The 12,969-nt window shown below is 32.9% G+C and carries 12 protein-coding genes and 1 pseudogene; 9 read left to right on the plus strand and 4 right to left on the minus strand.

Annotated features, from left to right (window positions below):
- Positions 1 to 10 precede the first annotated feature (10 nt).
- The 4 genes and pseudogenes from CHAB381_RS00235 to CHAB381_RS00250 all read left to right on the plus strand — a co-directional run bounded on the left by CHAB381_RS00235 (position 11) and on the right by CHAB381_RS00250 (position 4,945).
- A complete protein-coding gene (locus tag CHAB381_RS00235) occupies positions 11 to 1,003 on the plus strand; it encodes an iron-sulfur cluster assembly scaffold protein NifU (RefSeq protein WP_011991512.1) in 993 nt (330 codons plus the stop codon).
- Between the two features lie 1,241 nt (positions 1,004 to 2,244).
- The gene (locus tag CHAB381_RS00240) at positions 2,245 to 3,177 is read left to right on the plus strand and encodes a D-2-hydroxyacid dehydrogenase (RefSeq protein WP_011991514.1); all 933 of its coding nucleotides are present in this window, start codon (positions 2,245 to 2,247) and stop codon (positions 3,175 to 3,177) included.
- Positions 3,167 to 3,665, plus strand: a pseudogene (locus CHAB381_RS00245) (YajQ family cyclic di-GMP-binding protein). The gene CHAB381_RS00240 and the pseudogene CHAB381_RS00245 overlap by 11 nt, the downstream one beginning before the upstream one ends.
- Positions 3,666 to 3,670: 5 nt before the next feature.
- Positions 3,671 to 4,945, plus strand: a complete 1,275-nt coding sequence (locus CHAB381_RS00250; RefSeq protein WP_011991515.1) for a coproporphyrinogen III oxidase family protein — start codon at positions 3,671 to 3,673, stop codon at positions 4,943 to 4,945.
- 1,077 nt (positions 4,946 to 6,022) lie between these two features.
- On the opposite strand, the gene trpS is transcribed toward CHAB381_RS00250, so the two are convergent.
- The 4 genes from trpS to der are packed head-to-tail and all read right to left on the minus strand — an operon-like array spanning position 6,023 to position 9,403.
- On the minus strand, positions 6,023 to 7,000 hold the full coding sequence (trpS, locus tag CHAB381_RS00260; RefSeq protein WP_011991518.1) for a tryptophan--tRNA ligase: 978 nt from the start codon (positions 6,998 to 7,000) through the stop codon (positions 6,023 to 6,025).
- Positions 7,001 to 7,011: 11 nt separating this feature from the next.
- A complete protein-coding gene (locus tag CHAB381_RS00265; RefSeq protein ID WP_011991519.1) occupies positions 7,012 to 7,515 on the minus strand; it encodes a hypothetical protein in 504 nt (167 codons plus the stop codon).
- 3 nt (positions 7,516 to 7,518) lie between these two features.
- Positions 7,519 to 8,031, minus strand: coding sequence for a shikimate kinase (locus CHAB381_RS00270; RefSeq protein WP_011991520.1), 513 nt, complete (start codon positions 8,029 to 8,031; stop codon positions 7,519 to 7,521).
- Positions 8,021 to 9,403 carry a ribosome biogenesis GTPase Der gene (der, locus tag CHAB381_RS00275; protein ID WP_011991521.1) on the minus strand — a complete coding sequence of 461 codons (1,383 nt, stop codon included), beginning with the start codon at positions 9,401 to 9,403 and terminating at the stop codon, positions 8,021 to 8,023. The genes CHAB381_RS00270 and der overlap by 11 nt, the downstream gene beginning before the upstream one ends.
- A 99-nt stretch (positions 9,404 to 9,502) precedes the next feature.
- On the opposite strand from der, the gene CHAB381_RS00280 reads away from it, so the two are divergent.
- The 5 genes from CHAB381_RS00280 to CHAB381_RS09070 all read left to right on the plus strand — a co-directional run bounded on the left by CHAB381_RS00280 (position 9,503) and on the right by CHAB381_RS09070 (position 12,957).
- Entirely contained in the window at positions 9,503 to 10,396 is an 894-nt protein-coding gene (locus CHAB381_RS00280; RefSeq protein ID WP_011991522.1) for a DMT family transporter, read from the plus strand.
- Between the two features lie 9 nt (positions 10,397 to 10,405).
- The gene (gene kdsA, locus CHAB381_RS00285) at positions 10,406 to 11,221 is read left to right on the plus strand and encodes a 3-deoxy-8-phosphooctulonate synthase (protein WP_011991523.1); all 816 of its coding nucleotides are present in this window, start codon (positions 10,406 to 10,408) and stop codon (positions 11,219 to 11,221) included.
- A gap of 134 nt (positions 11,222 to 11,355) precedes the next feature.
- Positions 11,356 to 11,622 (plus strand): DNA cytosine methyltransferase, encoded by a 267-nt coding sequence (locus CHAB381_RS00290; RefSeq protein WP_011991524.1) that lies wholly within the window; start codon positions 11,356 to 11,358, stop codon positions 11,620 to 11,622.
- A 24-nt stretch (positions 11,623 to 11,646) separates the two neighbouring features.
- Positions 11,647 to 12,408 carry an HNH endonuclease gene (locus tag CHAB381_RS00295; protein WP_041570431.1) on the plus strand — a complete coding sequence of 254 codons (762 nt, stop codon included), beginning with the start codon at positions 11,647 to 11,649 and terminating at the stop codon, positions 12,406 to 12,408.
- Positions 12,409 to 12,510: 102 nt separating this feature from the next.
- Complete coding sequence (locus CHAB381_RS09070) at positions 12,511 to 12,957, plus strand: HpaII family restriction endonuclease (RefSeq protein ID WP_408610326.1); 447 nt, start codon at positions 12,511 to 12,513, stop codon at positions 12,955 to 12,957.
- Positions 12,958 to 12,969: the final 12 nt, after the last annotated feature.

The following is a 12,969-nucleotide window of genomic DNA, read 5'->3' on the forward strand; positions in this document are numbered from 1 at the left end:
AGGATAAAAAATGGCAAAAAACAATTTAATAAACGGTTCAATTTGGGATGAATACTCTCAAAAAGTTCAAGACAGAATGAATCACCCGAGATATATGGGCGAAATCACTGAAGAAGAGGCAAAAGCAAAAGGTGCGAAACTTATAGTTGCTGATTTTGGCGCTGAAAGTTGCGGAGATGCCGTTCGTCTTTATTGGCTGATAGATGAAAAAACGGATAAGATAATCGATGCAAAATTTAAAAGCTTCGGCTGTGGCACTGCAATAGCAAGTAGTGATACAATGGCCGAATTATGCATAGGAAAAACGGTTGACGAGGCTGTAAAAATCACAAATTTGGACGTTGAACGCGCTATGCGTGACAATCCGGAAACCCCGGCAGTTCCGCCTCAAAAAATGCACTGTTCTGTCATGGCTTATGATGTCATAAAGCAAGCCGCGGCTAATTATAGAGGTATTGATCCTGCACATTTTGAAGATGAAATTATAGTATGCGAATGTGCCAGAGTAAGCCTTGGTACTATAAAAGAAGTAATCCGTTTAAATGATCTTAAAACCGTGGAAGAGATTACTGAATACACAAAAGCCGGAGCATTTTGCGGAAGCTGTATAAAACCGGGCGGGCATGAAAAGAGAAACTATTATCTGGTTGATATTTTAGCACAAACAAGGGCTGAAATGGAGCAGGAAAAATTAAAAGCCGTAGCTGATGCAAAAACTGCACAAAAATCGGTAGATCTTAGCTTTGATGAACTGAATATAATCGGAAAATTTAAGGCCGTTGAAGATGTTATTGATAAAGAAATTCGACCTATGCTTGCGTTTGACGGCGGAAATTTGGACATTGTCGATATAAAAAATGCAGACGACGGTAAAACAGACATTTATATTCGATATCTTGGAGCTTGCAGCGGTTGTTCAAGCGGAGCGACAGGCACGCTTTATGCGATAGAAAATGTATTGCAAGAGAATTTAAGCAACAATATTCGCGTTTTGCCAATCTGATTTTTCAAATATATGCTTTAAAATATAGCGTTTTTTATGAAATAAAATTTTAAAAATTCAGCTGAATTTTAAAGCATTTTTCACAGGTTAAAATTTCGTTTTTAGTTTCAAAGCGCTTTACGCGAAATTAAATTTCAGCGAAATTTTTAAATTTCATTTTTATAAAATTTCAAAATATTAAAATCATAATTAAACTAGACTGATTATTCATTTTAAAATTTTGAATGCTATAAAACGAATCGATAAAAACCGTTTTTTAAATTTATTGTGACGACAAAGCTTCTTTTATTATTTTTTTGACAGGTTTAATACTCTATTTTTCATCTTTTATACTTTGTCTTAAAATAAAAGAAGCCTCTACAATAACATAAAGTCAAGTTTAATGGTTTTTCACCTTTGTAAAGTTTTTAGTTGTTATTTGTAAAATTCCCGCTTTGTATCTTTGTGTATATTTCATAAATTTGCCTTTTTGCTGGTAAATTTAAGCCATAAATAAATAACAACGGCAAAATTTATAAATTTATATAAAATTTAGATATAAAGTCGTGCAGAAAGTATCACTCTTGACTAAGGAATTATTGGCATAATTCAGGCTATGACTCAATTTTGGCAGGTGGTGTCGGAAATATAGTGCCGATCATACATTGCTTTGTTTATGAATTTTAAAAGATTTGTTGATAATTATATTGATGAGATAGAGGTTGGAAAAGACAGGTAAAATTTTACCAAAATTTTAAAATTTATTAGCGGTGCTTGCTCGCCAATAAAGCAATTTTCTGCAAAAAATCTTAACAATCATATTTCAAAAATCAAAGTCCGTTATATTTTTTCAAAAAAGCTATAAGATATAAATTTTAAGATACTACCAAAAATGAATGCGTCTGAGAATTAAAATTTTAAAATGCTGCTAAATGAAATTTTTGTGTTTTATTCAGTTTTTAAAGAGCTTGATTATTTGTAAAAGTGGTATAAATTTTGATTTATTGTTTCTTTTTTACATAACATATAAATCAAAGCATTAAGTCAAAAAATACGAAAAAGCGTCAAAAAAGTTATTAAAAAATAAACAGATTATTCATCACAGTTTGAAATTTGAGAAAAATTCGAACTTAACTTACACGGTATGCCATATTTAAAAATCATTTCAGTAGTTAAATTACGATATTTTTTATCATAAAAAGATTTTGCAAGAAAAAATAAGTTATAATAGACAGATTTTCTAAATTTTTAAGGAGCCAAAAATGAAAATAGTTTGCCTGGACGCCGATACTTTGGGCGTTGATGCTGATTTTAGCGCTTTAGAGGCGCTTGGCGAATTTATAAGTTACAAAAATACAAAAAATAGCGAAACTATAGAGCGCTTAAAAAATGCCGATATCGTCATCACAAACAAGGTTTTAATTACAAAAGAAGTTATTGAAAATACGAATTTAAAAATGATAGCTATCAGCGCAACCGGCATGAATAATGTGGATTTAAAAGCCGCCGCAGCTAAAAACATCACGGTTAAAAACGTAGCAGGATATTCGACAAACAGTGTCGTACAACAAACTTTCGCAAGTTTGTTCGAGATGTTAAATAAAGTCAGCTATTATTCTTCTTACTGCAAAAACGGCGAATGGGCTAAAAGTGAAATTTTTACTCATTTAAGCAGCCCGATAACTGAAATTTTCGGTAAAGAATTCGGCGTAGTAGGACTTGGTGCAATAGGCAAAAACGTAGCCGAAATTGCTTCCGCTTTTGGTGCAAATGTCAGATATTATTCAACAAGCGGTATGCACGAAGATGATAATTTTATAAGCGTAAGTTTGGATTCGTTACTTAAAACAAGTGATATTTTAAGTATACACGCGCCACTTAATGAGCGCACAAAAAATTTAATCGGCGAAAATGAAATCGCAAAAATGAAAGACGGTGCGATTTTGATGAATTTCGGACGTGGTGGCATTGTAGATGAAAATGCTCTTGCAAAAGCTGTGGATGAGAAAAATTTACACGTTATTCTGGACGTTTTGGAAATTGAACCGATGAAAGAAAATCACCCGCTTTTAAATGTGAAAAACGGACAAAATGTTTTGATTACGCCGCATATTGCATGGGCAAGCGTTGAAGCGCGCAAAAAATTGGTTGAATTGTTGGTAAAAAATATAAAGGATTTTATAAATGGCAAATGAGCATAGTTTCGATATAAATGCAAGCGTTGATTTTATGGAGATTAAAAATGCGCTTGAGAGTGCGAAAAAAGAGGTTACTGCAAGATACGATTTTAAAGGTCTTAAAACCGAAATTTCGTTAAATGAAAAAGAAAAAAACAATTACGCTTTTAAGCTCAAGTGACAGCAAAATTGACGCTCTAAAAGAGATTGTTGTTTCAAAACTTATAAAGCGTGAAATTCCGTCCGCTGCGATTAGTGAGCAAAAAAGAGAAAGCGCAAGCGGTGCAAGTATTCGCGCGATTTTAAAGATAAACGATACGCTTGAGATAGAAGACGCCAAAAAGATTACAAAGGCGATAAAAGAGAGCAAACTCAAAGTCAGCACTCAAATTAGAGGAAACGAGGTGCGCGTGGCAGGAAAATCAATCGATGATTTGCAAAGTTGCATTCGCATCGTAAAAGAGCTTAAACTTGCGCTTGCTCTAAATTTTGTAAATTTGAAATAAGAAAAATGATCTCATATCTTGCAAAATTTTACGCGCATAAAATTGTGCGAAATTCTATGAGAAATTCGCTGAGATTGGCGCCCTCGAACTTTAAGCGCGAGCCAAAAAATAAAAAATATATGCTTTACGCGCACGTGCCTTTTTGTCATACTTTTTGCCCATACTGTTCGTTTCATAAATTTTATTATCAAAGCGAACTTTGTAAAGAGTATTTTAAAAATTTGCGTTTGGAAATGACGCAAATAGCGCGTTTAGGTTTTAAATTTGATTCTCTTTACGTTGGTGGCGGAACGACTTTGATTGATGAAGACGAATTGATCAAAACGCTTGAACTTGCAAAAAAACTTTTTAATATAGATGAAATTTCTTGTGAAAGTGACCCGAATCACATTGACGCTCAAAATTTGGCGCGTTTCAAAGGACTGATAAATCGTTTAAGTGTAGGCGTTCAAAGCTTTAATGATGAAATTTTAAAAAAAGTCGGCAGGTTTGATAAATTCGGTGGAAGCGAAGTTTTACTTGAAAAATTAAGCAAAGCCATTGGGATTTTGCCGACATTCAGCCTTGATTTGATTTTTAATTTTCCGTTTCAAAGCGAACTTGATTTTCGCGAAGATATCAAAAAAGCAAAAAGTATCGGAGCAGATCAATACACATTTTATCCGCTTATGAAATCTCCTTTAATGCGTGATAAAATTGCAAAAAGTCTAGGCGTAAGCAGCAAAGATAATGAAGAAAAATTTTATAAAATTATAAGAGAGAGTTTTAGAGATTTTGCTAAAAATAATGCGTGGTCATTTAGCAAAAAAGAGCAAAATTTAAAGGACGAATATATCGGCGAAAATAACGAATTTATCGGCATCGGAAGTGGCGCATTCAGCTTTTTGGACGGCACGCTTTTTGTAAATGCTTTCGATTTGAATGATTATTCGGGTTTGGTAAAATGCGAAAAAAGTGCAGTAATAGCGCAATGTGAGTTTGATAAAATGCAAAAGATAAAATATCTTTTTTTAAACGAATTATTTAACGGAGAAATCAATATAGCTAAGTTTGACGCGAAAAACAGCTGCGAAATTTTAAAAGTTTTAAGGAATGAAATTTTGCTTTTAAAACTTTCAGGTGCCGTTAAAATTTCAGACGGAAAAATAATTACGAGCGATTTCGGAGATTATCTGTGTGTAATTCTGATGAAGGAATTTTATACAGGAATGGACGCGATACGCGCATTTTTCCGTGATTTCAGCAGCAAAAATAAAAAAGAGATGATGATAAAATTTTAGATATTTTAAATGTAAAATTTTGCATTTTTAATTATTTTTTAGCGTAAATTTCAGCTTTAAAAATTAAAATAATTAAATGCGCGAATTTTAAAATTCTAAGACAACAGCATTTACTAAAAAGCAAAAAACAATTAAAATTTCTTAAAAATTTATGTCGTGTAAAACACAATAAAAATAGAAATTTTTGAGTTTATAAAATTATTTAACGGACTATCATACATTTAGAAAAAAATATTAATTTGCCGCATATTGCTGCAATATGTTAAAAACGCTTTTTTGTATCAGTGTAATGTTTTAGAAATAGTAAAATTCAGCGCGCTGTATAAATTTAAAACATATAAATTTTGCCAAGTTTAAAATTTTTCGCTGAGGTTGAAAATTTGATTTTAAATTTTAATCAAAACGACGTAAAATGTTTTGTAAAAGATTATCATTTCAAAACGAACGGATTAAATTTATTAAAAAGCGCAAATTTCACGCTTTACAACTTTTTGAAAATAAAAATTTATTTTTTTGTGAGTTTGGATTTAAATGTTTATTTTTAGTTTATCTCCTATGTTAGCTACAGGTTTTTTTAACGCCAACGCTGAAATAAAGTTTATTCAGCTCACTTTTCAGTGAAAAACAAAAAAGTGTTTTTTTGTTTGCATTTCGGTAATATTTATAAAATCATAACCAAAAACGATATTTTGTATCGTTAAATTTTCTTGCATTTTTTTGTTTTTAGCGTCAAAATTCGCTTATTTCAAATTTCATTTCGGAAAGTTTTTTTGGTTTCAAAAAAATCTTCATTTCACAAGTAATTGTAGCACGGAGCGATATTTATAGACGCAATTTTTACGATATCAATCATTTTTGAGAAAGTTTTACTCTTTTTATAAAACACAAAATCTCCGCTAAAATCATCGAATATTTTTATTATATTGCCTGTAAGCTTTGTCTCTAATTTCGAAATTCATAGAACTGCGCTTTGTCGGCGACAAATTCCGTTACTTGCGGATTAAGTGCAAAAAAGTACAACTGCTAATGCTGTTGATTTTTTATTTTTGATAATTTTTATTTAAATGATACTTTAAATTATCTATAAATTCCGACAGCTTCGCGGACTTTTTGCATTGTTGCACTTGCGTATTTATGAGCTTTTGCTGCACCTTCACTTAAAATTTCGTCCAAAATTTCACGGTGTGTCATAAAATAAGCGAATTGTTCGCGCGCATCTTTAAAATATTCGCCGACAAGCTCATTCAGATACATTTTAAAGTGTCCATGTCCTTCGCCACCACGCTCATAACGAGCTTGCAGCGCTTTTTGTCCGTTATCGTCCAAAAAAAGTTTCGCGATATTATAAACATTGCAGGTTTCCCACTCTTTAGGGGCTTCTAACGGCTCAGAGCTTGTTTTTATAGAACTTATTTGCTTTTTTAATGTTTTTACATCTGCAAAAATATCAATCGTATTTTTATAGCTTTTACTCATTTTTGCGCCGTCTGTTCCCGGAACAGTTGCTACATTTTCATCGATTTTGGCTTCCGGTAACGTTAAAATTTCACCGTGAGCGTTATTGAATTTCAAAGCGATATCGCGCGCAATTTCTACGTGTTGGGTTTGGTCTTTACCTACAGGTACGATATTTGCACCGTATAACAAAATATCGGCTGCCATAAGAACAGGATAAGAAAACAGATCGTGCTTTGCTTCAAAACCCTTTGCCAGTTTGTCTTTATAAGCGTGAGCGCGCTCCAAAAGCCCCATGGGTGTATATCCGCTAAGTATCCAGTAAAGTTCAAGTGTAAGTTTTTCATCGCTTTGCACCCAAAAAACGGTTTTTTTCGGATCAATTCCAAGAGAAAGAAACGCGGCCGCAGCTTCGTAAGTGCTTTCACGCAGTTTTTTCCCGTCATTTACAGATGTTAAAGCATGATAATTTGCTATAAACATAAAAATTTTATCGTTCTCTTTTAAGCCGTTTTGCATATTAACCATTTGCTTTATACTTGCAAAATAATTACCTAAATGAAGTTTTCCGCTTGGTTGAAGTCCTGTTAATGTTATCAAATTCTATCCTTTTAAAACTCTATAATTTTTTTTATTCGCTTTTTTGCTCTTCTTAGCGTATCCATTACTCCGCTTGAATCGTATCTGTGAAATGCAAGCAAAACACCGTCTTCATCTATCAAATCAATCATAGCTTGGTTTCTTGCAAAGTATCCGTTTGGAAATTTTTGTTTGTTATAATCTTTTTTTATCTCTTTTGTTTGGATGTTTTCATAATTTAAAATTTCATCGTATTTCTCGGCTCCTTTTGATCTGTGCCAAGATATGCTGTTTGGAATGCAGCAAATAAGTTTTTTTTTCATTTTCATTGCTATCAAAGCAAAAATTTCGTCGGCTCCTTTTGCCATATCGGATACAAAAACCAAATTTTCATTGTTTGGAAAATTTTTATTTATTGTATCTATAATGAGTTTTTCTACAATTTCAAAAGCCTCTTTATCCGTTGTTATATTCGGATACGTGCTTAATTGAAGAGCTTTTTTTATTTTTACATGTCCTGTTAAAGCTATAGTCATTTTCTATTCTTTAATTAAATTTTGTATCTCTTCTACAATTTCTTGCAAAGATTTTTTTCTTACGTCTACTGTGAAATCGGCTACTTTTTCATACTCCGCATCTCTTTGGTTATGAAGTATTTTCGCTTTTTTTAAGTTTTTAAGAAGAGGACGTTTAGCCAGCTTTTTTTTTGCGTTTGGAGACTTTTTAATTCTTTTTATTATGCTGTCAAAGTCCGATTTCAAATAGATTATCACTCCGATGTCTTTTAAATTCGGAACTTTATAAAATCCACCACCGGTTGAAATTATGGCGCCACTAACACTATTTTGTAAAAAATTAGCCAATTTTTTCTCAATTTCACGAAATTTTGTTTCTCCGTCATCCGCGAAAATTTTTGAAATTTTTCTGTTGGCAAAACTTTCTATTAAATCATCGCAATCAATCGAAAAAATATCAAGTTCACGTGCCAACGCTCTTGCTACGGTTCCTTTGCCGACACCCATAAAACCTATTAAAACGATGTTATTTTTCATCTTTACTGTTTCCTCTTTTTCTAGGTAAAAGTATCACGGGCGTGCCATTTAACGTAAAATTTTCTCTCATTTGATTGATTAAATATCTTTTATAACTAAAATGTAAAACCGTTCTATTCATCACAAGCGCTATTTTAGGCGGTGCAAAGCCGATTTGAGCGGCATAGTAAATTTTTACATTTTTGCCTTTATCTTGAGGAATTGGATGTTGGGCTGTCGCTTCTGCTATAAAATCGTTTAATTTTGAAGTGGCGATTTTTTGAGTGAAATTTGCATAAATTTCTAAAATCATATCATAAATTTTATGAATTCTTTTTCCGCCAAGCGCGCTGACGCTGATAATCGGCGCGTATGAAAGAAATCTGAATTTATCTTTTATTTTTTTTTGAACTTTGTCAAAATCTTCTTCGCTTTTGTCCCATTTGTTAAGCACAATTATCACACCGAGTTCAAATTTGGCTGCAAGTCCGGCAATTCGTTCGTCAAGCTCACTGAAAGGTTCACTTGCGTCCAAAACCATAAGCGCTATATCGCATTGTTCTAAAATTTTTTCGGTACGGTTCAGCGCGAATTTTTCTATTCCTTCAATTTTGCCGCGTTTTCTAATGCCGGCCGTATCGACAAACTCTATAACTTTATCGTTAAAAGTGTAATTTTCGTTTACCGGATCAATCGTAGTTCCTGCGACTTCACTTACAACTGCTCGATTTTCTTTTACAAGCGCGTTTAAAAGTGAGCTTTTGCCGACATTTACGCGCCCGATTATGCCGACTTTTATAGGTTTATTTTCGTAAAAGCTTTCATCTTTTTCTTCTAAAATTTCACCGTTTTCATCCAGATTAGAGATAAAATCATCGAAATTTTCGCTTTCATCAGCTGAAATTTCATCGTCCAAAAGCTTATATATCCAGCTTTTAACTTCATCTATACCATCATTGTGACTAACTGAGATATTAAATTTATCTTTTGCGCCGAATTCAATAAACTCAAAACTTCTTTCCTCGTCTTTTTTGCTGTCGATTTTGTTTATAACAAGTGCAAGCGGTTTGTTAAGTCCTGAAAATGAGTGAAAAAGTTTTTTCTCATCATCGCTTGGCATAAATTTTCCATCTACAATAAATAAAATAATATCGCAATTTCGCACTTCTTTCAGCGTTTTGGCTTGTACCTTTGCAAACATTTCGGAGCTGTCATCAAGTCCGCCCGAATCTATCAAAATACACTTCTTATCAAAAATTTCAATTACAGTTTTATTCGTGTCTCTTGTAGTCCCGCTTATGTCGCTGGTAATTGCAATTCTTTTGCCGACAAACCGGTTAAAAAGTGAGCTTTTGCCGACATTCGGTCTGCCTATCAAAATGACTTTTTTCAAAATTTTTATCCTTTTCTAAAATTTTTCATTATACAAAAAAAATGCTGAATTTTAAAATTTTAAGTCAATTTCGATAAAATTCACAAAAAAAGGAAAATTTTGCTTCGTAAATTTTTAATTAGACATTTGGCAATTTATTTTATGCTTACGGCATCTTTTTTTGGTGCGTTGATGGGCGCTTTTGCAAAAATTTTAAGTCAAGATTTACCTAGCGTCGAGGTTGTATTTTTTCGTAATTTTTTAGGGCTTATCTTTATCGCATATTTTTTGATAAAAAAGCCGCCAACAAAGTGCGGCGGTAAATTTTGGCTGCTTTTGGTGCGCGGATTTGCAGGCTCGATTTCTATGGTTGCATTCTTTTATAATATCGCAAATATGGGCTTAGCTGAAGCTTTTACATTTTCAAAAACGGCGCCGATTTTCCTTGTTTTGCTTGTGGCTGTAATTTTTGGCGAAAAGGTTAAAATTAATGGTTGGATTGCCGTTTTTGTCGGATTTTTAGGCATAATTTGCATTATTCAGCCTCAGCTAGGTTTTAAAACAACAGATGCTATGGGTTTGGTAAACGGCTTTTTTGCGGCTGTTTCTTACACGAGCATGAGAGAACTTCATAAATATTATGATACGCGTTTAATTGTGCTTTGGTTTTTGATAATTGCAAGTGCACTTCCGTTTGCGATGTTATCGGTCGGTGAGTTTTGCGAAATTCCTTTAAAATTTGCATTTTTATTTCCGAAATTTATTATGCCGAATGTGTTAAATTGGCTTTTTATATTTCTTTTAGGTATTGCGGGGCTTTTGTATCAAAACTATCTTACAAAAGCATATTCGGCTGCCAGAAAAGCTTCAAATGTCGCAGTTGTAAGCTATACAGATGTACTTTTCAGTTTGATAATAGGAATTTTTATGGGCGATAATTTACCGAATTTTGTAGCTTTTTTAGGTATAATTTTGGTCATTTCAAGTGGAATTTTGGTCACAATTAAAAAATAAGGAGAAATTATGATAATAATAGCAGGACCTTGCGTCATAGAAAGTAAAGAGCTTGTATTTGCAGTCGCTGAAAAACTACGTGAAATAGCAAATAATAAGGAAATTGAATTTTATTTCAAAAGCAGTTTTGATAAGGCGAATAGAACGAGTATTTCAAGTTTTAGAGGACCGGGGCTAAAAAAAGGTTGCGAAATTCTAAATGAAGTAAAAGAAAAATTCGGTTATAAAATTTTAACCGATATTCACGAAAGCCATCAAGCGGCACCTGTTAGCGAAGTGGCCGATGTATTGCAAATCCCTGCGTTTTTATGCCGCCAAACGGATTTGCTTATAGCCGCCGCAAAAACAAATGCAGTTGTAAATATTAAAAAAGGGCAGTTTCTAGCACCCGATCAAATGAAATTCAGTGTTAAAAAAATCCTTGAAACTCGCGGTGTAACATCAAGCGGATATGAGGCTGCAAAAGAAAACGGGGTTTGGCTGACTGAACGAGGAAGCACTTTCGGGTATGGAAATTTGGTCGTTGATATGAGAAGTCTGATGATTATGCGTGAGTTTGCACCTGTGATTTTTGACGCAACTCACAGCGTGCAAATGCCTGGAGGCTTAAATGGCAAAAGCGGCGGCGATTCTCGCTTCGTGCCGATTTTGGCGCGCGCGGCGGCAGCTACAGGCTGCACTGACGGATTTTTTTACGAGACACATATAAATCCTTGCGAAGCGCTTTGCGACGGACCGAATATGTTAAATTTGGATGAACTTTATAAAACAATAAATGAAACAATAAAAATCAAAGACGTGCTAAAATATGAAAAATGGCTATAGAAAAGTGCTTGGCGAAATAATTTGTAAAATTAAAATATTAAAGGTGTATATAAAAAATTATTGATATTCTTATGTGAAGATAATATATAAAAATCGGCGTATTGCTTTAAATTTTAATGTGAAAGAGATATAAAATGTATAAATCGATTGATTTATTTGCAGGTATTGGCGGGATAAGGCTCGGTTTCGATCAGGCATTCGGTGATGACATTAAAACAGTTTTTATAAGTGAATTGGATGAGAAAGCTGTAGAAACTTATAAGGCCAATTTTAATGACAGTATTGATGTGGTCGGAGATATTACAAAAGTCGATGAAAAGAAAATTCCTGAACATGATATATTGCTTGCAGGTTTTCCTTGTCAGGCGTTTTCTCTTGCGGGGCATAAGAAAGGATTTTAGGATGGTGAATTAAGTGAAAAACTAATGATATTTGGAGTAGAGAAGAAACAGTGTTTTGCTTTTTATGTTTATTGTATTATTCCATTTGCTAGTAGTAGTAAAACAAATCCAATTGTTATTGATTATGCGAATATGATTGGTAGAAGTCCATCTGCACTTAACATGAAAATTGGGAATATTGGAAGGCTTGATCCTGAGTTAAAAAAGAAGGATATTACAGGTTTAACACATGGTGCAAAGATGGAAGAACTTGTGTGGAATGAATTTAATAGTGATAGAGAAAAGCTTGTTTATGAGACTGAAAAAATTATTGAAAAGTTAACAAATAAATCAGTTGAAAATATCTATCTTCAGCCAGAGGAACTAAATTATTCAAGTCAAGACAAAGCAAAGCTGGTTAAAACAAGAATAAATCAAAACTTTTTTCGTTCATCCGTGTTATCTGCATATAATAACGCCTGTGCAATAACAAGAATAAAAATCAATGAATTTTTAGTGGCAAGTCATATAAAACCATGGGTTAAAGACGAAAACAACAGGCTAAATCCACATAATGGAATATATCTCAATTCAATTTATGATAGAGCTTTTGATAGAGGATTGATAACAATAGGTAGAGATTATAAAATAATTATTTCAAGTATACTAAAGGATTTTTATACAAATGAATTTATTGATGATGTATTCAAAAAATATGATGGGAAAGAAATTGTAATATCTTCCAAATTTGAGCTTTCACCAGAATTTTTAGAATATCATAATGATGTAGTATTTAAGGGAGCGTAAGATGCATTATCCACATATTTATAAAACTGAAAATTTTTAGAAAGTGATGCAATTGTATATTTCCTTATTATTAAAATAATCAGAGAAGAAAACAAGGATGAAATCAAAGAATATGCTACAGGAGAAATGATATCTATATGTATTAACGGATTAATTGTAAAAGAATTATCTGTAAGCGAATTTGAAGAGGAGTCTGAAAATTTACTGAATGCAATTAACAGCAAAACTTCAAAAGGAGCTTTTTCAGTAGAAGGCACACAAAATTTTATGAATAAAATTTTGTGTTATAAACTGTCTGCACCTGCAACGGATAAAAGTGATATTACGGTGAAAATTATTGATATAAACACAGGTTACAGTCCTACTGTCGGGTTTTCAATAAAATCCGAGCTTGGTTCTTCTCCTACTTTATTAAATGCAGGTAAAACTACAAACTTTATTTATAAAATAAATCACAGTTATCCGGATTTGGTTAAAGAAGTAAATGCGATATATAAAGCAGCCGGTGGTAAAAAACATACGGATGTCAGAGGACGTGTAAAAAAATAATTGAAAAAACGG

It is taken from the genome of Campylobacter hominis ATCC BAA-381, assembly GCF_000017585.1.
GTDB classification, from domain to species: domain Bacteria; phylum Campylobacterota; class Campylobacteria; order Campylobacterales; family Campylobacteraceae; genus Campylobacter_B; species Campylobacter_B hominis.

Bases quoted from the DNA above. Each gene is read 5' to 3' on its own strand.
- CHAB381_RS00235 (WP_011991512.1), top strand. From the start codon at position 11: ATGGCAAAAAACAATTTAATAAACGGTTCAATTTGGGATGAATACTCT.
- CHAB381_RS00240 (WP_011991514.1), top strand. From the start codon at position 2,245: ATGAAAATAGTTTGCCTGGACGCCGATACTTTGGGCGTTGATGCTGAT.
- CHAB381_RS00250 (WP_011991515.1), top strand. From the start codon at position 3,671: ATGATCTCATATCTTGCAAAATTTTACGCGCATAAAATTGTGCGAAAT.
- CHAB381_RS00265 (WP_011991519.1), bottom strand. From the start codon at position 7,515: ATGACTATAGCTTTAACAGGACATGTAAAAATAAAAAAAGCTCTTCAA.
- CHAB381_RS00270 (WP_011991520.1), bottom strand. From the start codon at position 8,031: ATGAAAAATAACATCGTTTTAATAGGTTTTATGGGTGTCGGCAAAGGA.
- kdsA (WP_011991523.1), top strand. From the start codon at position 10,406: ATGATAATAATAGCAGGACCTTGCGTCATAGAAAGTAAAGAGCTTGTA.
- CHAB381_RS00290 (WP_011991524.1), top strand. From the start codon at position 11,356: ATGTATAAATCGATTGATTTATTTGCAGGTATTGGCGGGATAAGGCTC.
- CHAB381_RS00295 (WP_041570431.1), top strand. From the start codon at position 11,647: ATGATATTTGGAGTAGAGAAGAAACAGTGTTTTGCTTTTTATGTTTAT.